This is a genomic window from Rheinheimera sp. (assembly GCF_030690345.1).
Classification (GTDB): Bacteria; Pseudomonadota; Gammaproteobacteria; order Enterobacterales; family Alteromonadaceae; genus Alishewanella.
In genome coordinates, this window is sequence record NZ_JAUYGV010000008.1 from 183,666 (window position 1) to 207,469 (window position 23,804).

General features: G+C 52.5%; 18 protein-coding genes. 7 read left to right on the top strand and 11 right to left on the bottom strand.

Annotation, left to right across the window (positions count from 1 at the left end; all coding sequences use genetic code 11):
• Positions 1–11 precede the first annotated feature (11 nt).
• The 9 genes from Q8O77_RS15815 to Q8O77_RS15855 all read right to left on the bottom strand — a co-directional run bounded on the left by Q8O77_RS15815 (position 12) and on the right by Q8O77_RS15855 (position 9,589).
• Positions 12–1,568: a UxaA family hydrolase gene (locus tag Q8O77_RS15815; RefSeq protein ID WP_305555346.1), complete on the bottom strand. Its 1,557-nt coding sequence runs from the start codon at positions 1,566–1,568 to the stop codon at positions 12–14.
• Positions 1,569–1,622: 54 nt separating this feature from the next.
• Positions 1,623–3,068 carry a glycoside hydrolase family 28 protein gene (locus Q8O77_RS15820; RefSeq protein ID WP_305555349.1) on the bottom strand — a complete coding sequence of 482 codons (1,446 nt, stop codon included), beginning with the start codon at positions 3,066–3,068 and terminating at the stop codon, positions 1,623–1,625.
• Positions 3,069–3,226: 158 nt separating this feature from the next.
• Positions 3,227–4,261, bottom strand: a complete 1,035-nt coding sequence (locus Q8O77_RS15825; RefSeq protein ID WP_305555352.1) for a LacI family DNA-binding transcriptional regulator — start codon at positions 4,259–4,261, stop codon at positions 3,227–3,229.
• 10 nt (positions 4,262–4,271) lie between these two features.
• Positions 4,272–5,057, bottom strand: a complete 786-nt coding sequence (locus Q8O77_RS15830; RefSeq protein ID WP_305555354.1) for an IclR family transcriptional regulator — start codon at positions 5,055–5,057, stop codon at positions 4,272–4,274.
• Between the two features lie 25 nt (positions 5,058–5,082).
• Positions 5,083–6,378: a TRAP transporter large permease gene (locus tag Q8O77_RS15835; RefSeq protein ID WP_305555357.1), complete on the bottom strand. Its 1,296-nt coding sequence runs from the start codon at positions 6,376–6,378 to the stop codon at positions 5,083–5,085.
• The gene (locus Q8O77_RS15840) at positions 6,378–6,878 is read right to left on the bottom strand and encodes a TRAP transporter small permease (protein ID WP_305555360.1); all 501 of its coding nucleotides are present in this window, start codon (positions 6,876–6,878) and stop codon (positions 6,378–6,380) included. Before Q8O77_RS15840 ends, Q8O77_RS15835 begins: the two co-directional genes overlap by 1 nt.
• Positions 6,871–7,878 carry a TRAP transporter substrate-binding protein gene (locus tag Q8O77_RS15845; RefSeq protein WP_305555363.1) on the bottom strand — a complete coding sequence of 336 codons (1,008 nt, stop codon included), beginning with the start codon at positions 7,876–7,878 and terminating at the stop codon, positions 6,871–6,873. The genes Q8O77_RS15840 and Q8O77_RS15845 overlap by 8 nt, the downstream gene beginning before the upstream one ends.
• 82 nt (positions 7,879–7,960) lie before the next feature.
• On the bottom strand, positions 7,961–8,803 hold the full coding sequence (gene kduI / locus Q8O77_RS15850; RefSeq protein ID WP_305555366.1) for a 5-dehydro-4-deoxy-D-glucuronate isomerase: 843 nt from the start codon (positions 8,801–8,803) through the stop codon (positions 7,961–7,963).
• 27 nt (positions 8,804–8,830) lie between these two features.
• Complete coding sequence (locus Q8O77_RS15855; RefSeq protein ID WP_305555369.1) at positions 8,831–9,589, bottom strand: SDR family oxidoreductase; 759 nt, start codon at positions 9,587–9,589, stop codon at positions 8,831–8,833.
• 371 nt (positions 9,590–9,960) lie between these two features.
• Between Q8O77_RS15855 and Q8O77_RS15860 the strand changes: the two genes are divergently transcribed.
• The 5 genes from Q8O77_RS15860 (at position 9,961) to Q8O77_RS15880 (ending at position 19,257) form a co-directional block, all read left to right on the top strand.
• On the top strand, positions 9,961–12,747 hold the full coding sequence (locus Q8O77_RS15860; protein WP_305555372.1) for a TonB-dependent receptor: 2,787 nt from the start codon (positions 9,961–9,963) through the stop codon (positions 12,745–12,747).
• A 125-nt stretch (positions 12,748–12,872) separates the two neighbouring features.
• Positions 12,873–15,338: a glycoside hydrolase family 88 protein gene (locus Q8O77_RS15865; protein ID WP_305555375.1), complete on the top strand. Its 2,466-nt coding sequence runs from the start codon at positions 12,873–12,875 to the stop codon at positions 15,336–15,338.
• A 187-nt stretch (positions 15,339–15,525) separates the two neighbouring features.
• Complete coding sequence (locus Q8O77_RS15870; protein WP_305555378.1) at positions 15,526–16,530, top strand: pectinesterase family protein; 1,005 nt, start codon at positions 15,526–15,528, stop codon at positions 16,528–16,530.
• Positions 16,527–17,279: a rhamnogalacturonan acetylesterase gene (locus tag Q8O77_RS15875; protein ID WP_305555381.1), complete on the top strand. Its 753-nt coding sequence runs from the start codon at positions 16,527–16,529 to the stop codon at positions 17,277–17,279. The genes Q8O77_RS15870 and Q8O77_RS15875 overlap by 4 nt, the downstream gene beginning before the upstream one ends.
• Before the next feature lie 106 nt (positions 17,280–17,385).
• The gene (locus tag Q8O77_RS15880) at positions 17,386–19,257 is read left to right on the top strand and encodes a hypothetical protein (protein ID WP_305555384.1); all 1,872 of its coding nucleotides are present in this window, start codon (positions 17,386–17,388) and stop codon (positions 19,255–19,257) included.
• Positions 19,258–19,327: 70 nt separating this feature from the next.
• On the opposite strand, the gene grpE is transcribed toward Q8O77_RS15880, so the two are convergent.
• Complete coding sequence (gene grpE / locus Q8O77_RS15885) at positions 19,328–19,891, bottom strand: nucleotide exchange factor GrpE (RefSeq protein WP_305555387.1); 564 nt, start codon at positions 19,889–19,891, stop codon at positions 19,328–19,330.
• A 30-nt stretch (positions 19,892–19,921) separates the two neighbouring features.
• Complete coding sequence (gene hrcA / locus Q8O77_RS15890; protein WP_305555390.1) at positions 19,922–20,953, bottom strand: heat-inducible transcriptional repressor HrcA; 1,032 nt, start codon at positions 20,951–20,953, stop codon at positions 19,922–19,924.
• Positions 20,954–21,080: 127 nt separating this feature from the next.
• Between hrcA and nadK the strand changes: the two genes are divergently transcribed.
• Positions 21,081–21,962, top strand: a complete 882-nt coding sequence (gene nadK, locus Q8O77_RS15895; protein WP_305555393.1) for an NAD(+) kinase — start codon at positions 21,081–21,083, stop codon at positions 21,960–21,962.
• A gap of 102 nt (positions 21,963–22,064) precedes the next feature.
• Positions 22,065–23,738, top strand: coding sequence for a DNA repair protein RecN (gene recN, locus Q8O77_RS15900; protein ID WP_305555396.1), 1,674 nt, complete (start codon positions 22,065–22,067; stop codon positions 23,736–23,738).
• Positions 23,739–23,804: the final 66 nt, after the last annotated feature.

Here is a 23,804-nt window from a genome sequence, read left to right on the forward strand (position 1 = left end):
TACGTTTATTTTTACAGCGTGACGCCATTTTTCCAGATGGCAATTTCGCGGTTATCTGTCTGCTCGTTGCGTGTTGCTTTGCCTGAGGCGACATCAATCAGATAACGGAAAAAGTCATGGCTGAACTGCTCAGCGTCCTGACCTTTTTTCAGCAGGCCGCCGGCGTCATAGTCAATCCACTGCGGCTTGCGTGCGGCCAAAGCGGAATTCGACGAAATTTTTACTGTCGGTGCCGGAAAGCCCAGTGGTGTGCCACGCCCGGTGGTAAACAGCAATAAGGTCGCACCGGCAGCGGTTAAGGCGGTGGATGACACCGCATCGTTGCCCGGCCCTTCGAGCAGGGTTAAACCACTTTGGCTGGCCATATCGCCGTAACGGATCACCTGGTTTACCACCGCCGAGCCGCCTTTTTGAATGGCACCGAGCGATTTTTCTTCCAGTGTGGTTAAGCCGCCGTCTTTATTGCCCGGGCTGGGGTTTTCATACACCGGCTGTTTGTTGTCGATAAAGTACTGCTTAAAGTCATTTACCAGGCTAACGATATCGCCAAACACTTGCTCGTTTTGCGCGCGGGCCATAAATACCTGCTCGGCGCCAAACATTTCCGGCGTTTCGGTCAGTACTACTTTGCCGTTACCGGCAGCGACTAAATCGGCAATGCGGCCAACCAACGGGTTAGCGGTTAAGCCGCTTAAGCCATCAGAGCCACCGCATTTCATGCCCATCACTAAATCGGATACCGGGCACGGCGTGCGTTTATCACTGCGCATCTGCGCCACTAATTCGTCCACTGCCGCCAGGCCTTGCTCTATCTCGTCTTCCACCTGTTGGGCATTGAACGAGCGGATGCGGCTTAGATCAACGCCCGGGCTGGCAGCTAATAACTTGCTTAGCTGATTGTTCTCGCAGCCCAGGCCCATTACCAATACCGCACCGGCATTGGGGTGTTGAATCAGCCCGGCCAGTAAACGCCGGGTGTGGTCTAAATCATCGCCCAGCTGCGAGCAACCAAACGGATGGGTAAAGGCATAAATACCGTCGATATCATCGCCGTACAGCTTGCGTGCCTGTTCGGCCACCCGCATCGCGGCGCGGTTAACGCAGCCTACGGTGTTGATGATCCACAGCTCATTGCGCGTTCCCACTTTGCCGTTAGCACGGCGGTAACCCATAAATTCGGTTGGTAAACCGGCCGGAAACGCCAACGGCTGCGCCTGACAGCCGCTATAACGGTAATCGACCTGGCCGCTTAACAGCGTGGCAAGATTATGCGAGTGAATATGCTCACCGGCTTTAATATCCGTAGTAGCCGCGCCGATGGCAAAGCCGTATTTAATCACCGGCTCGCCTTTGGCAATATTAGCCAGTGCCACTTTATGCCCGGCCGGTACGGCCTGCTGTGCAGTTAACTGCGCAAACGGCTCCGGCAGCGCCACGCCCTGCGCCAGCGGTTGCAATGCCACCACCACGTTGTCACGCGGGTGTACCTGCAACACCTGTAATTGCCCGCCGATATCTGTCGGTGTATTCAGTTTGGTACTACAACCGGGTTTTAGCTCTGTGCTCATGTTCAACCTTCCTGCACCTTGTCTAGCGGTGGCAAACTGGGTTTAAAAAAATAGTCATAGCGTTAAAGCCTCACCATTTAAGGTTAGATCGACCGCATCAATCTGCGCCACATTCTCCAGCACGCCCAGGCTGGCGGTCTGGTTAAACTGCACATGGTGCAAACTGACACCACTTATCGGCGCCCGCTCAAAGCCGCGCAATAAAAACGCCCGCTGCGCTTTTTGCACGCGTAAATTACTGATATGCAAATTCTTCACCTGCGGCAAGTGCGTACCGGCGTCGCCTTCTTCGTAGAAGAAGTTAATCACGATAGCGTCTTTTACTTCGCCGATATCAATATCGCGGATATAGATATTTTCAATTAAGCCGCCGCGTACCGAGTTGGTTTTAATGCGAATGCCGCGCTCTAAATCCGGGCTACTCATCCGGCAGCGGCGGGCGAAAATATTGCGTGCGCCAGCGGATATTTCGCTACCAATAACCACACCACCGTGGCCGGCGCGCATCATACAATCCTGGATCACCACATTTTGCACCGGCGTTGCCAGTCGGCGACCGTCGTTATTACGGCCGGATTTCAGTGCAATACAATCATCGCCGGTATCAAATAAACAGTTCTCTATTAATACCCGGTTGCTCGACTCCGGGTTACAGCCATCTGAATTCGGCCCGTGGCTCACGCAATTTACACCGCGCACTATCACATCTTCCGACAGCACGGGGTTAATCAGCCAAAACGGCGAGTTACGAATGGTAATGCCTTCAATTAATACCCGTTTGCAGCGATACGGCTGAATAAACGGCGGCCGTAAATAATTTTGCGCAAACACACGCTCGCTAACCGGTACCCCGGCTTCAGCCATCTCAAACAACGGTGTGCGGGTATTGCTTTGATCAGTTGTCGCGTCCAGCGGCCACGGCGTATGTTTCCATTTGCCCTTCCACGGCCACCAGTGCGTGTTGCTGCCGTTACCTTCCAGAATACCTTCGCCGGTGACAGCGATGTTTTCCTGTTCAAAGGCATAAATCAGTGGCGAGTAGCCCATCAGCTCTACGCCTTCCCAGCGGGTGTGTACCGCCGGTAAATAACGCTGCGGCTCCGGGTAAAACGATAACAGCGCATCTTTTTGCAGGTGCAGGTTAACGTTAGATTTTAACTGCACCGGCCCGGTGTTAAAGCGCCCTGCCGGCACGACCACGCGGCCACCACCGGCAGCGGCACAAGCGGCAATAGCCGCGTTAATGGCCATGCTGCTGTCAAAATCTGCTGTGGCTTTGGCGCCAAACTCAGTAATAACAAAGTCACGTTTGGCAAACCGTGTTGGCGCTATGGCGGCGATAATGGCATCGGCCTGTTGCCATAACACATCATCGGCGGCATCGCTGGCAGAGCCCGGTACAACAGACACAGCTGAGCAGCCATTTAATGACCATAAAGATAAGCCCATTCCTGCCAGGCCTAAGGTTTTTAAATGTTGTCGCTTTTGTCTGTCTGTCATGGGTTACCTCTGGTGATGCTAAGCACTGCTGCTCAGTCGGCTTCCGTTAGCAATTGTTACTATAATAACCAATTTGCCACCGGTGGCAAGTAAATCGGCAAACTTTTTGCCAACGGTGGCAGAAAAGTTTGTTTTGTTTAAACGGCTGGTAAAGCGGCTTAGTCGCTGCTACCGGCTACGCGGGCAGTCGACTCACGCACCACTAAAGTAGGCGCTACTTTTGCCGCAACATTCGATGCGGCTTTGTCGTTGTTTTCTATCGACATAATCATTTTACTGGTGGCCAATAACGCCATTTGCCGTACCGGCCTTTTAATGGTGGTCAGCGCCGGTATTACCCGGGATGCCAGCATATTGTCATCAAAGCCGGCGACCGAGAGTTGCTCCGGTACCTTAATACCGAGGCTGTGCGCCACTTTTAATACCCCGGCGGCCATTTGGTCATTATTGGCAAAAATGGCGGTCGGTTTCTCCTCTGCCTGCAGCAGCTGGCGCGCACATTCAATACCGGTCTCAAAGGTGTTGTTACCCTCGATAATCCAGTCCGTGCGCAATTTAATGCCATAGGCAGACAGCCCCAGCTGAAAGCCTTCCATCCGTTCGGTGGAGGATTTATAGCGCTGTGGGCCGCTGATAAATGCAATATGTTCATGGCCAAGCTGGGCAAAATAACGTGCCATCTCGGCGGCGGCGGCACGATCGTCCGACACTACGATATGTTTGGCTTCGTCCAGCGCCACTGAGCTTAACCGCACATAAGGGCTGCCGGAGTCTTTTAATGCCTGCGCCAGGGTTTCAGACTCTGACACCGGCGGCAGTACAATAACGCCATCTAACTTCGAGCGCTGCATAAAGCGTAAGCAATCCTGCACCAGGGTTTCACTGCGGTAACGGCACGGATGTACTACCAGCTCGTAACCGAGGTTAGAGCACACTTCCAGCACACCGCGCTGCACGTCATCCAGATAGAGCGCATCGGGGTTATCGTAAATAAGGCCAAGCAAATAGGAGCGGCTGGACGCCAGACCACGGGCCTGGGTATTAGGTGAATACTTTAACTCGCTGATCACCTTTTCTACCCGGGTGCGGGTAGTATCACCAACACTGAGCGAACCGTTAATAACCCGCGATACCGTGCGTTTAGACACGCCGGCAATACGGGCGACATCGTTTATGGTGGCTTGTTTTTGCATAAGTCTCATCTTATTGACCACGCGCGCTGTTGCCGACCAACTGTGGCCGGTAAGTGCTGAGCGCGATATCGATTGCCGTTTGCTTCACGCTGGCAATCAGGTCGGTGTGGACTTTTTTCGCGAACAACGCCAGTGGCCCGGTAATGCCAACAGCTGCCACTACCGCCCCCTGACTGTCACGCACCGGCACCGCCAGGCAACGCACATCGTCGTGGTATTCCATTTCGTCGCTAGCATACCCGCGTGCCAGTACCCGCTGCAACTCTGTTGTTAACTCATTTGGTTGCACCAGGCTGTGCGCGGTGCGGCGCTTAAACAAACCGGCGGCCGCTAAGCTGTGTAACTGATCAAAATGATGAAAGGCTAAAAACACCTTACCGGCGGCAGAGCAGTTAAAATCGGCAATGGTGCCGGGCCTGGCCGCTAACCGCAGCGGATTCGGGCTGTCGCAGACTTCTACCAGCAAAGCCCCCTTGGCATGTGCCATGGCTAAATGGCTGCTTAGCCCGGTAGTCAGCGCCAGTTGTTGCAGCATCGGCAATGCCTGCTGCTGCAAACGCTGCGAGCTGAGCAAACTCAGGCCCATTTTAAACAGCTGGGCCCCCACCAGATAACGTTTGCCGTGCTTTTCCAGCACCTGCTCCTGGCACAGTGTTTGTAAAATACGAAATGCTGTGGTGCGCGGTACCGCTAAGCGCTGTTCCAGTTCAGTTAAACTCAGGCCCTGGTCCGACTCTGTCACCAGCGACAGAATACGACAAGCATTGGCCAGATTGGGGATCACGTAGCTTACCATCGGTTACCTCCTGAGTTTACCAACATTAAAAGCCAAACTGGGCCGGCAGCCATTCACTGATCGCCGGCACATAGGTTACCAACATCAGCACGACAAACATCGCCAGATATAACGGCATTAATGGCCGGATAATGGACTCGAGCTTAGTTTTAGCAATAGCACAGCTGACAAACAGCACGCTGCCCACCGGTGGTGACACCAGGCCAATGGATAAGTTAAGCACCATCATAATGCCGAAATGCAGCGGGCTCATGCCCAGTTCTACTGCCACCGGCAGAAAAATCGGCGTAAAAATCAGCACCGCCGGCGTCATATCCATAAAAGCGCCGACCAGCAGTAAGATCAGGTTAATCATCAGCAAAATCAGCAATGGGTTATCACTGAGTGCCAGCATGCCTGCACTGATGGCCTGTGGAATTTGCTCGTAAGATAAAATCCACGACATCGCCGACGAGGTGGCAATCAGCGCCAGCACAATGGCGGTGGTTTCAGCCGCTTTCATTAAAATAGCCGGCAGCTCAGTGGTGTTAACTTCGCGGTAAATACCTACCGCTAATATCAGTGAATACACCACCGCAATAGCGCCGGCCTCAGTGGCAGTAAATACGCCGCTGACAATGCCGCCGATAACGAGGAAAATCATAAACAGGCTGGGCAAGGCTGCCGCCACTTTTTGTACCACCAGTTTCAGCGGTAACCGCGCCCCCACCGGATAGCCCTTTAGCTTGGCGTAACCGGCACACACCAGCATCAGCGACACCCCCAGCAAAATACCCGGCAGATAACCGGCAATAAACAGTGCCGCTATCGACACCCCGCCACTGGCAATGGCATACACAATTAAAATATTGCTTGGCGGAATAAGCATGCCGGTGGTGGCCGCTGCGGCTGTTACGGCCGCACTGTAATTCACGTCGTAACCCTGTTTTTTCATCTCCGGCAGCATAAAGCTGCCAATCGCCGAGGTAGCCGCCACCGCAGAGCCGGAAATAGCGCCAAAAAACATACAGGACACTACATTCACCAGTGCCAGGCCGCCCGGCAGCATACCCACCAGCGCCATCGCGCATTCGATTAAACGTTTGGCAATGCCGCCGCGGCCCATAATAAGCCCGGACAAGACAAAAAACGGGATCGCCAGCAGCGCAAAGCTGTTAATACCACCGGCCATGCGCTGTGCCATCGTCGTCACTGCCGGCATAAAATCTACGCTTAGCAGCATGGTGGCCAAGGTAGCTAAACCAATACAAAATGAAATAGGTACGTTTAGCAGTAATAAGCCGAAAAATACCAGCAACAAAACCAGAATGGCCATTTCCATCAGTGCATCCCCTCAACCTGCTGCATCGGCTTATGCACCAGCATAAAGTACAGCTGGCACACGCCATAAAACGCAATCAGCAGCCCGGATAACGGCAGTACCGTGTAGATATAGGCCATCTTAATATTCAGCGCAGCCGACATCTGGTTCAGCTCCCACGTCAGCGCCACCAGATTACCGCCGCCTATCACCATTACGGCGATAGCGAAAATTACCACCGCAGCCGTCAGCACCATCGCTAAGCGTCGTTGTATTGCCGGCGCAAATTTTTGCGTTACGATATCTAACCCCAAATGCACCCCGGTGCGATACGCAAAGGCTGCCCCTACCATACCAATCCAAATCAGTAAGGTGCGCGACAACTCTTCGGTAATGGAACTGGGCGCATTTAACACGTAGCGAGACACCACCTGCCAGCACACCACCACTACAATGCCGGCCATTAACGACGCCAGAAACCACTTCAATACGCTATCAACCCAATGCACTAACTTAGTCATGGCTTTGCTCCATTTGCGCGCCCACTTCGGCAATTTGCTGCAATAAAGGCCCGATATCGGTTTGCTGCAAGCTTTGATGAAATGGCGCTACAGCGTCACGAAACGGCTGTTTATCCGGGTAAATCACCGTGACACCGGCGGCTTTTACCGCTGCTAAAGCATCATCAGAAACCTGCTGCCAGGCGGCACGCTGATAGGCTATAGAATCGTTGGCGGCCTGTTGCAGCCACTGCTGCTGCTGTGGGTTTAAACTCTTCCACACCGGCAGGCTGACAATCAGCACATCCGGCACCGCGGTGTGTTCATCCAGGGTGTAGTATTTGCTCAGCTCATAATGGCGCGATAAGTAAAAACTCGGTGGGTTATTCTCGGCGCCATCTACTACGCCCTGCTGCAGCGCGGTGTATAGCTCGCCCCAATCTACCGGCGTGGCGGCACCGCCCAGCTCCTCCACCATCCGCACCGCAGTTTGGCTGGCCAGCACGCGGAATTTTTTGCCACGTAAATCAGCCGGGGTATGAATTTCCGTATTGGTAGAGTAAAAACTGCGGCTGCCGGCATCATAGTAACCCAAGCCAAGTAAGCGCGCCGGCTGCAACGCCATTAATAACTCTGTGCCGGTTTTGCCGTTTAATATCTGCCACAGGTGGGCATTGTCGTTAAAAATATAGGGCACGCTGAATACGCGCATTTGCGGTACAAAGCTTTCCACCGAACTGGCCGATACTTTGGTCATTGCCAAACTGCCGATTTGCAGCAGCTCAACTAATTCGCGTTCATTGCCAAGCTGGCCGCCGCTGTAGATCTCTATTTGCATAGTGCCGTTAGAATAGTGCTCAAGGCGTTCGCCCATCAGTACCATGGCTTTGTGCACCACATGTTGCTGATCCAGCGCATGTGCCAGCCGTAAGGTGGTAACCTCCTGCTGAGGCTTGCAGCCTGCCAGCAGCGCAATGCTGGCCAGCAGCATGGCGCAAGCCTGCCGGGTGAAATTTTTCATAACTCGTCCTACCCTGTTGAGTGGCATGTCTTATTGCATGCCTTTACTTAATGCCTGCCAATGGCAGGTGCGTATTCAGGTATTACTTCATTGCACTGGCCGGGAATTTATCCATATCGTGGTAATCCAGGTTCTCACCGGCCATGCCCCAGATAAAGGCATAGTTACTGGTGCCACAGCCACTGTGAATAGACCAGGCCGGCGATACTACGGCTTGCTCATTGGCGACCCAAATATGCCGGGTTTGCTGCGGTTGGCCCATAAAATGGCACACCCGCTGCTCATCCCCGAGGTTAAAATAGAAATAAGCCTCCATCCGGCGGTCATGCTGGTGCGCCGGCATGGTGTTCCACACACTGCCGGGTTTCAGCACCGTTAAGCCCATTTGCAACTGACAAGTTTCAACCACGTCATTAATCATCAGTTGGTGAATCGCCCGCTCGTTCGAGGTTTCCAACGCGCCCATCTGCAGCACAGTGCAGTTATCCATAGTCAGATGTTTAGTCGGGTACGCATGATGCGCCGGAGCTGAGTTTAAATAGAATTTCGCCGGCGTTGCGCTATCAGCGCTGTGGAAGCTGACCTCACGTGCGCCCATCCCCACATATAGTGCTTCAGTGTTTTTCAGCTCGTAATCCGTGCCATCAACCGTTACTTTACCCGTGCCACCCACGTTGATAATGCCCAGCTCACGGCGCTGCAGAAAATATTGCGCTTTAAGTGGCTCCGGTGCGTCAAGCTTAACCGCAGCCTTTACCGGCACGGCGCTGCCGACAATCACCCGCTCGTAGTGGGTATAACACAGTACCAGCTTGTCAGCCTGCATCAGGTTGTCTACCAAAAAATGCTGGCGCAGCTCGTCAGTATCGTAGTGTTTTACGTCATCCGGATGGGTCGGGTAACGGCTTTCAAATAAAACAGTCATAAAAACCTCAGTTAAAAGTAAAATGTGTCAGCGCGCCAGCCAGCCGCCATCTACCGCAAGTACATGGCCATTGACATAGTTAGCCGCATTGGACGCCAAGAATACTGCTGCACCGGCTAAGTCTTCCGGCTCGCCCCAGCGACCGGCCGGGATCCGCGCTGTAATAGCCGCGTTACGCTCCGTATCCGCCTGCAGTGCAGCCGTGTTGTCGGTACTGAAATAGCCGGGCGCAATGGCGTTAACCTGAATATTATGTTGCGCCCATTCGTTGGCCAGCGCCTTGGTGACACCGGCAATAGCATGTTTGCTGGCGGTATAGGCCGGCACGGTAATACCGCCGCTGTAAGATAACATCGAGGCGATATTAATAATTTTGCCCTGCTTACGCTTAATCATCTCAGCGCCCAGGCGTTGGCTCAGTAAAAACGCTGCATCTAAATTCACTGCTATTACTTTATGCCATTCGTTCATCGGAAACTGGTGCGCCGGGGCGCGAAAAATAGTGCCGCCGCAATTCACCAGAATATGCACCGGCCCTTGTGCCAGCGCTTGCTGCGCCAATTGCTCTACTGCCGCTTCGTTACTTAAATCGGCCGCCAGCGCGCTGGCTGTGCCGCCGGCACTGTTAATAGCCGCCACGGTGTCACTACTGCCGTCCGCAGTTGAACTGGCACACAATACGCTGGCGCCGGCCTCTGCCAATGCCACCGCTATTGCCCGGCCTAAACCGCGACTGGCGCCGGTGACTAAAGCGGTCTGTCCTGCCAGTGAAAATAAGCTTGCCATAGGGCTCTCCTGTTAGCTCGTTTAGCTTGCTGCAGCAATAGAATTGTTCAAATATGGAACAATTTAAAAAATCAAAATCCGCAACAAACCTTTAAAATCATAAACTTAATCAAAAGTGACATAATTCAGTTACAAATTACACCGATTTAACCTCTATCAATAATTGACAGATTTTAGTTGATGGTGTTAGCTTTTTGCCATCGGTGGCACAAAATTGCAAGTTTTTTTTGCCACCGGTAGACAAAGCATATAAGCTGAATACAAAACAAGCAAATCGACAGGGAGCAGCAAGCTTTGCTCCGTAAAAACACTTAAGGCCCGGCATGACCCGGGCTACGACAACAAGTCAATTCAGGACGAGGTGAACACAGATGGCTTATCGCAATACACAATTTCGCCCGACTAAACTGGTACGGGCGCTTACCCTGGCCGGTTTAGCAACAATTCTCGGCGCGGCGCCGGCACTGCAGGCGCAACAAGCCGAGCAGAAAACTCCGGCACAAGTGCAGGAAGAAGATATCGAAGTGATCACCGTCACCGGTGGCTTTCGCGGCAGTTTAGCCAGCGCGTTGAACCAAAAGCGTTTTGAAACCGGCTCTACCGACACTATTAAAGCAGAAGATATCGCCGACTTTCCGGATCTAAACTTAGCAGAATCATTACAGCGCATTCCGGGCGTGGCGATAAGCCGTGCCGCCGGTGAAGGCCGGCAAATCTCGGTACGTGGCTTAGGCCCGGATTTTACCCGGGTACGTATTAACGGTATGGAAGCCCAATCGACCAGCGGCGGTACCGACCAAATTGGCGGCGCGAACCGTGGCCGTGGCTTTGACTTTAATACTTTCTCATCGGATTTATTCAGCGAACTGACCGTACGTAAAACAGCGTCGGCTAACGTAGAGGAAGGCTCACTCGGCGCCACAGTAGACCTGCGCACCGCGCGGCCGTTTGATTATGACGGCTTAACCTTTGCTGCCAACGTGCAGGCCGGTTACAACGATTTATCCGAAGAAGTGGATCCTAAAGCGTCGTTTTTAGTCAGTAATATTTTTGCTGATGGTAAATTTGGTGCCTTGTTCTCACTGGCGATGTCCGAGCGTAATGTCAAAGATGAAGGCGCCAGTACAGTACGTTGGAATAACGTTAACGACTTCGGTAGTTATCAGGGTATCACCGACTTAGAAAATGAAGATTTAGCCGCCATCAACGAAGGGTTCCGCCCACGTTTACCGCGCTATGACTCTTACAGCCATAATGTAAAACGCACCGGTGCCGCAGCAGCGTTTGAATTCCGCCCCAGTATGGAAACCAGGTTTAATCTGGATATTTTGTATTCCAAAGACGATTCAACCCGTAATGAAGTGTTTACCCAAGGCATACTCAACGGCAACGGCCAGACCGGGGCAATGAATGTACTGGATTACGAAATTGATGACAGCAACACGGTAACCTACGCTGCGTTTGAAAATGCCACTGTGCGTAACGAAAACCGCTACGACGAGCTGGGTACCGAGTTTTTGCAATTTAGTTTAAGCGGCCAGCATCAGCTGACTGATAACCTGAAAATTGACGCCATGATTGGCCGCGCCAAATCAGAATTTGATAACCCGGTGCAAACTACAGTGGTGATGCAAAAAACCGGTGTCGATTTCAGCTACGACTATCGCGGAGGCAAGCGTCAGGCACCGGAATTATTGTTTGGTAGCGGCGTGTATGAGACGGATGACTGGACTATCAACAGCGTACGCTTACGTCCGCTGGGCGCAGAAAACACCTTTGATAATGCTGCCCTGAATCTGGAGTATGTGCTGAGCGAAAGCCTGACGCTGCGCGGTGGCCTGCACTATAAAACCTTTGAATTTGAAACCCGTGAAGCACGTTTAAGTAGTGAGGGTGGATTACCCGGCGTAGAAGGCACAGTGCCTATGCCGGAAAACCTTATTATGCAGTATAACTCCGGCTTAGGCTCACAAGGCGCTTGGCTGGTACCGGATTTAAATGCTTTTGCATCTGAATATGGTATTTACAGCAACACCGATCCTTTTGTAGTTAGCATAGAAAACCGCCGCGTAGATAACTATTCCGCTGAAGAGAAAACCTTAGGCGCCTATCTGCAACTGGCGTTTGAAACGGAAGTCGGCGATACCGTGATTCGTGGTGATGTTGGCGGCCGTTATGTTAAAACCGATCAATCTTCTACTGCCTTTGCAAATCTTGGCGGCACCCAAACCCTGGTTACAGCCAAACACGACTATAACGACTTTTTGCCGTCATTAAACCTGGTATTTGAACCCTTAGAAGATGTGATTATCCGCTTTGGTTATGCCGAAGTAATGGCCCGTGCCGGTTTAGGTAGCCTGCGCCCTAACGTGTCGGTATCCGTATCCGGCGGCTCACGCAGTGTTAGTGGTGGTAACCCGACACTGGAGCCTACCAAAGCCAAAACCTATGACTTAGGCTTAGAGCTTTATTTTGACAATGAGTCACTGCTGGGTGTAGCGGTATTCCGTAAAGATATCGACAGCTATGTGCAGGGCCTGCGCGAAACCAAGCTGTTTACCGAAACCGGTTTACCGACTCAGGCGGCGATTGATGCCTGTAATGCCGGCCCGGGCTATGGCGTAGACTGTAATGAAAACCTGGAGTGGCAAACCAATACGCCGTTAAATGGCCCGGGCGGTAACCTGTATGGCTTTGAAGTGCAATACCAGATGCCATTTACCTTTCTGCCGGAAGGCTGGGATCGTTTTGGCTTTATCGGTAACTTTACTTACGTAAAAGCCCAGCTTGATTACGTAAATGCCGACGGCCAAATTCTGGCCACCCGTGACCTGCAGGGTTTATCAGAAAATACACGTAGCGCCACCCTGTACTACGAGGATGATAAGTTCAGCGCCCGCGTATCACTAACCGACCGTTCAGAATATCTGACTAACGCTATTGGTCGTGATAACAATGATATGGAAGGCACCAACGCCACCCGTAATATCGATGCGGCACTGTCATACCAACTGACAGATAAATGGAAAGTCAGCCTTGAAGCGCTTAACCTGACCGACGAAGTAGATGATCAATGGGTTGATTCCAGCGGTAACCGCTTAACCTACTACCATGCTACCGGCCGTCAGTACTACTTAGGCGCCCAGTACAAGTTCTGAGCTGAACCTTGATATAGCCACTGCTATGCTCCGGCATAGCAGTGTTGTTTCTCCCGCAAAACGCTGAGCCACGGAAGGCCGGTTTTATTTAGTATGGACGAACGAATTGTAATAACAGGTATTTTATGGCCCGCATTCTTTTTGGCAAAACCTTGTTAAGCCTGAGCATTGCCGCTGTTGTCAGCGCCTGCTCGCCACAACCTGCTGCCACAGCACCAGCTGCACAGCAAGATGACACTGTAGCCACGCTTACTGTCAGCAACCCTTCTACTTTTGTGCGCAAAGAGCAAAACCTGCTGCTGCCGTTTAGTGATCTGGGTGTAACTACAGACCAGGCACAGGCGCTGGTGGCGGTAGATGGCAATAATACGCTGGCATCGCAACTGATAGACCACAGCGGCGACGGCAACAAAGATAGCCTGTTATTACAGTTTGATTTAACTGACGCAGAGCACAAACAGCTGCGTATTGTTAATGACCAAGCGCGGTTTAACGCTCAACAGTTACCCAAACGCAGCCAGGCAGAAATATCACATAAAACCGGCGGCCAGTGGCAGGATGCTAAATACGTCGGTGGCGAGTTTCAAAACGTCACTGAGCTGACACCACCGCCACAATATACCGACCATTCCGAATGGATCCGCTACGAGGGCCCGGGCATAGAATCCGATAAAGTCGGCTATCGTATTTATCTGGATTGGCGTAACGGCTTTGATGTATTTGGTAATAAAACCGGCAAGCCGGTATTGCACCAGGTCGGGCTGGACGGCTATCAGTCGTACCATAAAATGGCCGACTGGGGCATGGACTTATTAAAAGTGGGTAAATCGCTCGGCGCCGGCGGCTTTGGTTACTGGGATGGCGAAAAAGTGCAACTGGTGTCCAAACTCAGTGGCCACAGCGCCAAAGTGATTGAAAACGGCGCTTTATATTCAGCACTGCAAATTCAGTACAAAGACTGGCAAATTGCCGGTAAAACCACCAACTTAACCGCCAACCTGGGTATGACCGCCGGTAGCCGCTTAGTGCATACCCGGCTCTCACTTAGCGAGCCACTGGACAATATCGCCATTGGCCTGGTACGGTTACCCGACACCAAGGTGCTGCATGGCAAATCAGAAATTACCGGCCACAGCTGGACCTATCTGGCCACCTGGGGCGAACAAACTCTGACCGGTGGCAAGGATAAACTGGGCATGGCGATCTTATACAAACGCGGTGCCAATAAACAACTGACCGGCGACGAACACAGCCATGTCGCGGTAATGACCCCGGCCGGCAATGAACTGGAGTATTATTTCCTGTCGGCGTGGGACGGAGAGCCCGGCGGCATTAAAACCGAAGCAGAATTTGTTGACTATCTTGAGCAGGAAGTGGCAAAGCTGACGCTGACACCCAGGCTCACGCTGAAAACCGCCTTATCTGAGCAGCAAAAAGCCGGCGAGCTGACAGCAAAAGCAGCATTGGATTGGAGTGAACGTTTAGCCGCCAGCGAAATGACGCGGCAAACCCCGTTTTATGCTTACGGTGGTTGGGACCATGAGCGCAAACGCCCGAGTAAGTGGGAATATACTACCGGCCTGCAGCTGCAAGCCTATGACGACCTGCTGAAACTGCGGCCTAACCCGGCGTGGCAACAGGTGCTGAGCGATGTTATCGACTCTTTTATCACTGAGGATGGCGATATCCGCACTTACAAAATCAGTAACTACAATATTGACAGCTTAAACAGCGGCAATATGCTGCTGCGCGAATACCAGCGTAACCCTAAGCCGCAGTATAAGCAGGCGCTGGATTTACTGCGTAAACAGTTAAGCGAACACCCGCGCACTTCTGAGGGCGCCTTCTGGCATAAGAAAATATACCCGCATCAGTTGTGGCTCGACGGTGTCTATATGGGTATGCCATTTCTGGCCAACTACAGCAAAACTTTTGAGCAGGGCCATGCCTTTGATGAAGTGGTAAAAGAATTTAGCATCAGCCGCGCTAAGCTGCGCGACCCCAACACCGGTTTGTACTATCACGCCTGGGATGAAGAGCGCGCGCAGGACTGGGCCGATAAAAACACCGGCCTGGCCAGTCAGTTTTGGGGCCGCGGTTTAGGCTGGTTAGCGATGGCGCTGGTGGATGTACTGGAGATTATTCCTGCAGAGCAAACTGAGTTGCGCCAGCCTTTGCTGGAGATGAGCGCCGAATTAGCCGAAGCACTGGTAAAGGTGCAAGATAGCAAAACCGGTACCTGGTACCAGATCTTGGATAAACCCGCTGCGCCGGGTAACTATTTAGAGTCATCTGCCAGCAGTATGTTTACCTACTTCTTTGCCAAAGGCGTAAACAACGGCTATCTGGACGCGCGTTATAAAGACACTGCCGTTAAAGCCTACCAAGGCCTGGTAGATGAATTTATTCTGGTGCATCCGGATAACAGCATAAGCTTAGTCAACACCTGCCAGGTGGCCGGTTTAGGTTTTGGCCGCGATGGCAGCTATAACTACTATATGAGTGAGCCGGTATTTCGTAACGACGCCAAAGCCAACGGCCCCTTTATTATGGCCGGTGTGCAAATAGCGAAACTGCTTGGTACTCACTAAGTTTCTTCCTGTGTTTAGCCGGTAAATCACCTGAACGAGAACCGGCTTACCCTAAACTAACCGTTGAAGGCATGGATGCCTGAATCGAGCCTACAAGGACGTATTCACGGCGTGTTAGTGTGGGTAAACCGGTTCGTGTCAGATGCATAAAACTTGCAGCCGGCTGCTTTTTTTGGAACCTGATACTATGCAACTACGCCTCTGGTCTTTGTTATTTCTGCTATTTAGCACAACCAGCTTCGCCGATATCATCCGCCTGCAGGTAGCACAAAGCGGCGATGCGCCCTTTCGCAGTATTCAGCAAGCGATAAACAGCCTGCCGGACAACGATACTCAGGCCATTATTCAGATTGGCCCCGGGGTGTATGCGGAAAAAATTTATCTGACCCGCAACAAGGTGGCGCTGATTGGCGCAGGAATGGATAAAACCGAAATCCGCGTCGCCGAACTGCGCACTAACTGGTTAAAACAGCACCCGTCCGATTGGGGCGCGGCCGTGGTGAATATCCGCGCCAGTGATATTGCGCTGCTGAATATCAGCATTGTAAACAGCTACGGTGAGCTGACCGGTGATAACGAACACCAATTTGCGGTACGCGGCTTTGAGCAGGCCACGCGCATTATCACCGCCAACTGCCGCATTATCGCCGGCGGCGCCGATACCTTAAGCCTGTGGAATAAAACCGACGGCATGTATTACCACGATAACTGTTACTTTGAAGGCCATACCGATATGGTGTGCCCACGCGGTTGGGCGTTTTTCAGTAACAGCACCTTTATCAATAAAAAAGCCTACGCGACGTTGTGGCATGACGGCGAATTAAACCAGCAGCAAAAAATGGTGGTGCGTGACTCACGCTTTGACGGCGTGCCGGGCTTTATGCTGGGCCGGCGCCACTATGATGCGCAGTTTTATCTGATTAATAACCAGTACAGTGCCAACATGGCCGACACGCCGATCTTCCGCCACACCTACCCGACGGAGCCAGAGCGCGACCGCGCCAACCTGTGGGGCGACCGGTATTACTTTAGCCACACAGATAATAAGCAGGTTATTTATCCGTGGTTGAAAACTCACTTGCCTGATGATGTAACCGCAGAGCAAATCACCGCTAAGTGGACCTTTGCCGGGCGCTGGGATCCAGAGCTGCAACTAAAATCCCTGCTGGAACTAAATGAGGAAAATCAATGAAATTCCTGGTCTCGCTGTTTTTTTGCCTTGCTTTTACTCAGGCTCAGGCTGATGAGCTTAAGCCGCTGACACTGCATTTAGTCGGCGACTCTACCATGTCGGATAAACCTAATCTGGCCTATCCCGAGCGCGGCTGGGGCCAGCTGCTGCCGCAGTTTTTATTGCCACAGCTTAGCGTGGTTAACCATGCCGCCAATGGCCGCAGTACGCGACGCTTTCTCAATGAAGGCCGCTGGCAGCTGCTGTTAAGCGAGCTGGGCCGCGGCGATTATGTGCTGATCCAGTTTGGCCATAACGACTCAAAACAGTCGGACCCGGCACGGTATGCCGCCTTTGACAGTGATTATCAGACATTTTTAACGCAATTTATTGCCGATGTGCGTGAGCGTGGTGCCACGCCGATGTTGGCCAGCTCAGTTTGCCGGCGCAATTTTGCCGAAGATGGCAGCTTAAAGCGTGATTTAGCCGACTATGCCAGCGCCGCAGCGCAAGTGGCCAAAGCCGCAGAGGTCAGTTTTTTTGATTTGCAGCAGCACAGCTGTGACTTATGGCAACAACTGGGCAAAGCGAACAGCCAGCCGTATTTTATTCAGGTACCGGCCGGGTTATATCAGAAATTCCCCGCCGGCAAAGTGGATAACACTCACCTGACGCTGCAGGGCGCGAGCAAAATTGCGCAGTTTTTTGTGCAGGAGTTGAAAAAGCAGCAACATCCGCTGGCTAATTATGTGTACCGGGAATTGCTGTAAGCGAATAATGTCAGCTCGGCAGGTGAACCTTAATAATTGTCTCGGTACAACAAGTTAGGTACTATTGCGCGGCAGTAAACGGCTGTTAAAAAGGATAGTACATTATATGAAAGGTTTTCCCGCCATGCTGAAGATAGCAGTGTTCAGCTCGCTTGCTTTTATGCTGCTCGCCTGCCAGTCTGACACCGCGAAAGACGTCACCACCCTGACACTCACCAGCAGTGACACCCTGCTGGATACCGCCTTTCCGCAACGTTTTGCTACTGTTACCGCTACCGCGCGCGACAGTGAAGGCAATTTACTGCGCAATGCTACTATCGAATTCAACACTGACCTGGGCAGCTTTAGCGACAGTAGCTTAAACCGCAGTGTAACAGCGACCACCTCGCGCGGAGATGCCAGCGGTGACGGTGAAGGCCAGGCTAAGGTCAGGCTGTACCCGGCAGCAGATGCCGGCACGGCTAATGTTACTGCCTATGTTAATGGTTACCGCCAAAGTGTCGCCTTAACCATTACCGGAACTCCGCCCACACCGCCGCCACAGGCGCCTGCCGGCATTGCATTAACCGTAGCGGAAAAAGCCCTGCTGGTTGCAGGCGTCAATGGCAGCGACAGTACCACTGTTACGCTGCGATTACTGCAAGCCAATGGCGACCCTGCGCAAGATGCTGCCGAAGGCGTTGATAATCTGCAAGTCAGCTTTGTCAGCCAACCCGGCGGTGGCGAATACCTTAGTGGCCAGAACGCAGAGAACGAGGTAGTGCAAAGCGATACGGTCATTAGGGTAAATAGCAGAAACGGCACTACGGTATTAACGCTGAATGCCGGCACCTTACCGGGTGTAGTGGAGCTGCAGGCAGAAGCGCTGGATAACAACGGTAACAGTTACTCACCAGCGGTGATCACTACCGTATCTGCTGTAAGCATTGCTTCAGGTCCGGCGCATTCTATTGCCATCAGTTACCCAACCCAAGACGCTATTACTGATCTGGGCAACGGTATCTACCGGCGTGTAGGCGGCTTATTGGTTACCGATCGCTACGGCAATAAAGTGTCTGATGGCACTGTGGTTAACCTCGGTGTGCTGGACAGCGTAATGTTGTCCAACACTGCACCGGTAATTAACTATGGTTTTGCCAGCAGCGTTGCCGACAATGCTGCGACAACCAGTGCCGGTGTCAGTACTTTATCTGATGCCGGTAACAGCCTGTTCAGCAGTGCTTATATTACGCGCAACAGCAGCGAGCGCTATATCGAACCAAGCGACAGAGTACTTATATTAAACGCTCAGGCCGCCGATAAAAGCCGGTTTGTTGCTGCAAAACCACAACAGGTGTCGGAACTGAGCGTTAACCTGCCCTATACCGCTAACGCCACAGAGCTGAGTTATATCGTCGGTGCGTCTTTGCTCGGTGCTCAGGTATCCGGCGTCGACCCCGACAAAACAGAACTGGTCAGCGGCCAGGCGATAACGGATGATGGCAATGCCACCTTTTACCTGACCTATCCTGCCAACCGTCATACTATTCTTACCGGCTGCCTTGATCCGTTGGTTGATACCAGGCATCAACCGGCCGGCTCCGCTCAGGTTTGGCTGGTGGCCGGTGTCAGCAACAGTGGTGCCACCACGGTGAACAATGAGGCTTGTTTCAGCGCTATGCGCGAGCTGAAACTGCTTAATCTGTCCGGCAACAGTAATTTGTCAGAATCGGCTACTGTGCAGCTGCAGGCGCTGGATGCAACGGATATTGAACTGCCGTTTTTGAACATTAGCGCCACTGTTAGCTACAGCAAGAATGATGGTGGTTTAAATGTAGTGGTGGTCAATTGTCAAAGCAGAGCGGATAAGCGCACTAACCTGCAAGGGCAATGCGAGTTGCCGGTACTGATCAGTGGCGGCACAAGCGGAGACAGCGCAGAGCTGTCATTAAGCATTGGCCAGGACACGCCACTGCAAATCAGCATCAAGATCCCCTAACCGACTGACAGCTCGTTTTAACAAAAAACCGGCTGTACGCCGGTTTTTTTATTGTCACAAATACTGTGATTTATTCCGGTGCTTTAGATACACCTACCATCGCCGGGCGCAATAAGCGGCCGTTTAACTCGTAGCCTTTTTGCATCACAAAGGTAACGGTATTAGGCGCAACATCGGCAGATGGCTGAATGCTCATGGCCTGGTGGTGTTCAGGATTAAATGGCTGGCCCTGCGGGTCAATTTGATTCACGCCGTATTTGGCTACAGTATCCAGGAAGCTTTTCAGTGTTAGCTCAACCCCTTCCACTACGCCTTTTAAGCTGTCATCGGCACGATCAATAAAGCCCAGCGCCCGCTCCAAATTGTCTACTACCGGCAGCAAGTCGCCGGCGAATTTTTCCAGCGCAAATTTATGTGCTTTTTCCACGTCCATACTGGCACGACGGCGCACGTTTTCAGATTCTGCCTTAATTCGCAGCATCAGGTCCTGCTGCTCTGCCACCTTTGCATTAGCGTCGGCTAATTCAGCTTCCAGTTTGGCAATTACCGCCTGCTCACCCGACAGCTCTACTGTGTCGGCATGCTCATTGGCTTGCTCTGTCGCGTTGTCGTTTGGCTGTTGTTGCTCTGTCATGCGTTACTACTCCCAAATTAAGTAGGTGTATTATGGGGATGCTTGCCGCCGATTCAAGTTTAAATTTAATTGTCGGGCACAGGCTTCTACTAAGGGTATTAAGCGCGCGTAGTTCATCCGCCGCGGCCCCAGCAAGGCAATAAAGCGCTGCGGCTGGTTTTGATAACGCTGCGCTATCAGGCTGACATTGGCCAGCTCAATAAAACCGGACTCTTTACCCAGTAATAACTTGGGTTTGTCATCCTTGGTCAGGCTTTGCAATAAACGAATTAAGCCCTCGGGCCGCTCCAGCATATCCATCACTTGCTGTAAGGCCGGGTTTTGCTGATATTCCGGTGTTAACAACAGCTGGTGCTGGCCGAAAATAAGCGGCTGGTGCTGTTGCAGCTCATCTAAACTGAGCTGGCCCAACACTTTTTGCAGCAATTGCTGACACAAGCCGGTTTCATTGCGCACTATAGTACCTAAGCGCTCAATACCATCCTGCCACTGACCGCCGCCACCGAGCGCGGCATTAAGCAAGCACAATACTTTACTCAGCGTGTTGTTATCTATCGCACTTTCGCAGTGCAGCACACGGTGCAAAATATCGCCGTCTTCATCAATCACCACCAGCAACAAGCGGTCACTGGCCAGGCGGACTAAATCTATCTGCCGCACAATACGGCCATCGGCCTTGGGCGCACTGACAATAGCGACAAAGCCGGTAAGGTTGGTCAGCAACTGGCCGGCCTGCTGGCATAATAGCGAAATAGGCAGTTGCGGCGTAATTTTACGCTGCAGCTCGTTAATCCAAAACCCGGATAACGGCTGCAACTGCAGCATTTTATCAATAAATAACCGAATACCGGCCGTGGTAGGAATGCGCCCGGCCGAGGTGTGTGGCGAGCGGATCAAGCCTTGTTGCTCCAATGCCATCATGGTATTACGCACCGTAGCAGAGCTGACCGCCAGTTGGGCGTTATCCGCCAGCAATTTTGACGATACCGGCTGACCGTCTAACAGGTACTGCTCTACTATCAGCTTTAAAATCAGCTCGGGTCTGCTAAGGCTTAACGTCATGCGCCACACTCGTTTTATTCTTGTCAACGGATATGGGGGCATCAGGTTTTAATTCAAGCGCTACAAGCATCTGGTTTGCACCGCGTCCTGCCGTTATACTGCGTTAACGCCGTGCAAGGAAATCCTTATGCAACACGCCTTTAATACCGTTGGCCTGATTGGCAAACCACATCACCCGGGGGCTAACCACACCCTGGTTAGCCTGTACAATTTTCTGCAACAACAGGGCCTGACGGTCTATGTTGAAGAGCGGGTCGCTGAATCGCTGGCGCTGCCCGGCGTTGAAGTGCTGGACCTGGTGGAACTGGGCAAAAAATGCGATCTGGCCATTGTTGTTGGCGGCGACGGCAATATGCTCGGTGCCGCCAGGGTATTGGCGCGCTTTGATGTGGCGGTGCTGGGGGTAAACCGCGGTAATTTAGGCTTTCTGACTGATTTGGCGCCGGAAGATTTCCAGCAACCACTCAGCGAGGTGCTGGCCGGCAACTTTGTTACCGAAAAGCGTAACCTGCTGGAGATCTCGGTACACCGCCACGGTACAGTAAAAAGCAGCAACAGCGCAGTAAACGAAGCCGTGCTGCACGCCGATAAAGTGGCGCACATGATTGAGTTTGAAGCCTATATTAATGACGAGTTTGTTTACAGCCAACGTTCCGACGGCTTAATTATCAGCACCCCTACCGGCTCTACCGCCTACTCGTTATCCGGCGGCGGGCCGATCCTGACACCGGATTTAGACGCCGTTTGTCTGGTGCCGATGTTTCCGCACACCTTAAGCAGTCGGCCGCTGGTGGTCTCAGCCAACAGCGAAATCCGCTTAAAAGTGGCCAGCACCAACGACGCCCACCTGCAAATCAGCTGCGACAGCCATGTTATCCTCGCGGTAATGCCGGGTGATGATATCTATATCCGCAAACACCCTACCCCGCTGCGGCTGGTGCATCCGCCCGGTTACAGCTACTTTCATGTACTGCGCAATAAATTAGGCTGGGGCAGCAAACTTTATTAACCGCCTGCTTGCTAAGTAGCCAATACCTGTATAAAGTTACTGTATAAATAAACACTGTTATTTTTACCAGTAACTTTAACCTGTTCAGGTCTGGAGCATCGCATGCTGTGTCATCTGCATATCAGTAACTTTGCCATTGTTCGCGCGCTGGAAATCGATTGGGCCGGCGGCATGTCTACCATTACCGGCGAAACCGGTGCCGGTAAATCTATCGCTATTGATGCGCTGTCGTTGTGCTTGGGCGAGCGGGCGGACGCCAGCGTAGTGCGGCCAGGCGCTGAGAAAGCCGATATCGTCGCCAGCTTTGACGTCAGTAAACTAACGGCGGCGCAAAAATGGCTGGCAGAGCAAGACCTGGCCATGGGCAGCGAATGCATAGTGCGGCGGGTGGTAAGCAATGAAGGCCGCTCGCGCGGTTATATTAACGGTGTGCAGGTGCCGGCGCAGCAACTTAAAGCCCTGGGCCAGCATTTACTCAGTATCCATGGTCAGCATGCGCACCAACAATTACTGAAAAACGATTACCAACGCCAGTTAATCGACGCCTTTGCCGGCCATGCCGACACTCTGGAGGCTACTCGTACCGCCTGGCGCGGCTGGCAGCAACTGCAACGCGAATACAGCGAGCTGGAGCAGTCGCAACAACAGCGCGATGCCCAGCGCCAGTTGCTGGAATACCAGGTAGCCGAGCTGGATAATTTCGCACCGCTGGATGCGGAATATCCCGTCCTGGAAGCCGAACACAGCCGTTTAAGCCATGGCCATACCTTGCTTAGCCAAAGCCAGCAATGTCTGCAGCTGCTGTATGACGATGAGCAGCAAAATATCTATCAGGCACTGTCTGTGGCAGCCGCGCAATTAGAGCAACTCAGTGCACTGGACCCGGCGTTAAGCAGTATTCAGCAAATGCTCAACGATGCGCTGGTACAAACCGAAGAAGCCAGCCGCGAGCTGCGCCGCTATGCCGATAAAGTGGAATTAGACCCCGAGCGCCTGCAGCAGGTAGATGAGCGTCTTAGCCTGTGGCTGAATTTATCGCGTAAACATCAGGTAGCGCATGAAGAACTGCCGGCACTGCATCAGCAATTGTCCGCGCAGTTAGCCAGTCTGACCGGCGATGACAAACGCTTGCTGCAATTGGCCGCAGACATCGACAGCGCCCAACAGCAGTATCTGGCACAGGCGCAGCTGTTAAGCGAACAGCGCCGTGAAGCGGCGGCCATATTAAGTAGCCAGGTCAGCAGCAGCATGCACGAGCTGAGCATGGCCAATGCGCGGTTTGAAATTGTGCTTAGCCCACTGGATGCTGAGCACGCCGGCGCTAACGGTACCGACGCTATTGAGTTTCAGGTATCTACTAACCCGGGCCAGCCGCTGCAAGCGATGCACAAAGTGGCCTCCGGTGGCGAATTGTCACGTATCAGCCTGGCGATCCAGGTTATTTTGGCTGACAAAGTGACTACGCCTACGCTTATTTTTGACGAAGTGGACGTTGGTATCAGTGGCCCTGTAGCCGCCGGTGTCGGCCGCCTGTTGCGCCAGTTAGGCGACAGCACGCAAATTATTTGCGTAACGCATTTACCGCAGGTCGCCAGCCAGGGCCATCAGCAATTGTTTGTTGAAAAGTACACCGATGGCATAGCTACCGAGACACGGATGCGCACCCTGAACGATGAAGAACGGATCAGCGAAATTGCCCGCTTGCTGGCCGGTGAGAATATCAGCGCCAGCGCGCTGGCTAACGCACGCGAACTTTTATGCGCACCGGTAGTCTGAAAGAAGGTTTTTCACCGCGCTTGTCATAGGGTATGATGGGCGCAATCAGATAAAGCAGATGTGACA

What these genes read in the sequence shown, in the direction of transcription:
- Q8O77_RS15830 (WP_305555354.1), bottom strand. Translation starts at nt 5,057, where the DNA reads ATGGTAAGCTACGTGATCCCCAATCTGGCCAATGCTTGTCGTATTCTG.
- kduI (WP_305555366.1), bottom strand. Translation starts at nt 8,803, where the DNA reads ATGACTGTTTTATTTGAAAGCCGTTACCCGACCCATCCGGATGACGTA.
- Q8O77_RS15870 (WP_305555378.1), top strand. Translation starts at nt 15,526, where the DNA reads ATGCAACTACGCCTCTGGTCTTTGTTATTTCTGCTATTTAGCACAACC.
- Q8O77_RS15880 (WP_305555384.1), top strand. Translation starts at nt 17,386, where the DNA reads ATGAAAGGTTTTCCCGCCATGCTGAAGATAGCAGTGTTCAGCTCGCTT.
- Q8O77_RS15825 (WP_305555352.1), bottom strand. Translation starts at nt 4,261, where the DNA reads ATGCAAAAACAAGCCACCATAAACGATGTCGCCCGTATTGCCGGCGTG.
- Q8O77_RS15835 (WP_305555357.1), bottom strand. Translation starts at nt 6,378, where the DNA reads ATGGAAATGGCCATTCTGGTTTTGTTGCTGGTATTTTTCGGCTTATTA.
- Q8O77_RS15875 (WP_305555381.1), top strand. Translation starts at nt 16,527, where the DNA reads ATGAAATTCCTGGTCTCGCTGTTTTTTTGCCTTGCTTTTACTCAGGCT.
- Q8O77_RS15860 (WP_305555372.1), top strand. Translation starts at nt 9,961, where the DNA reads ATGGCTTATCGCAATACACAATTTCGCCCGACTAAACTGGTACGGGCG.
- Q8O77_RS15845 (WP_305555363.1), bottom strand. Translation starts at nt 7,878, where the DNA reads ATGAAAAATTTCACCCGGCAGGCTTGCGCCATGCTGCTGGCCAGCATT.
- Q8O77_RS15840 (WP_305555360.1), bottom strand. Translation starts at nt 6,878, where the DNA reads ATGACTAAGTTAGTGCATTGGGTTGATAGCGTATTGAAGTGGTTTCTG.
- hrcA (WP_305555390.1), bottom strand. Translation starts at nt 20,953, where the DNA reads ATGACGTTAAGCCTTAGCAGACCCGAGCTGATTTTAAAGCTGATAGTA.
- Q8O77_RS15815 (WP_305555346.1), bottom strand. Translation starts at nt 1,568, where the DNA reads ATGAGCACAGAGCTAAAACCCGGTTGTAGTACCAAACTGAATACACCG.
- Q8O77_RS15865 (WP_305555375.1), top strand. Translation starts at nt 12,873, where the DNA reads ATGGCCCGCATTCTTTTTGGCAAAACCTTGTTAAGCCTGAGCATTGCC.
- Q8O77_RS15855 (WP_305555369.1), bottom strand. Translation starts at nt 9,589, where the DNA reads ATGGCAAGCTTATTTTCACTGGCAGGACAGACCGCTTTAGTCACCGGC.
- recN (WP_305555396.1), top strand. Translation starts at nt 22,065, where the DNA reads ATGCTGTGTCATCTGCATATCAGTAACTTTGCCATTGTTCGCGCGCTG.
- Q8O77_RS15820 (WP_305555349.1), bottom strand. Translation starts at nt 3,068, where the DNA reads ATGACAGACAGACAAAAGCGACAACATTTAAAAACCTTAGGCCTGGCA.
- grpE (WP_305555387.1), bottom strand. Translation starts at nt 19,891, where the DNA reads ATGACAGAGCAACAACAGCCAAACGACAACGCGACAGAGCAAGCCAAT.
- nadK (WP_305555393.1), top strand. Translation starts at nt 21,081, where the DNA reads ATGCAACACGCCTTTAATACCGTTGGCCTGATTGGCAAACCACATCAC.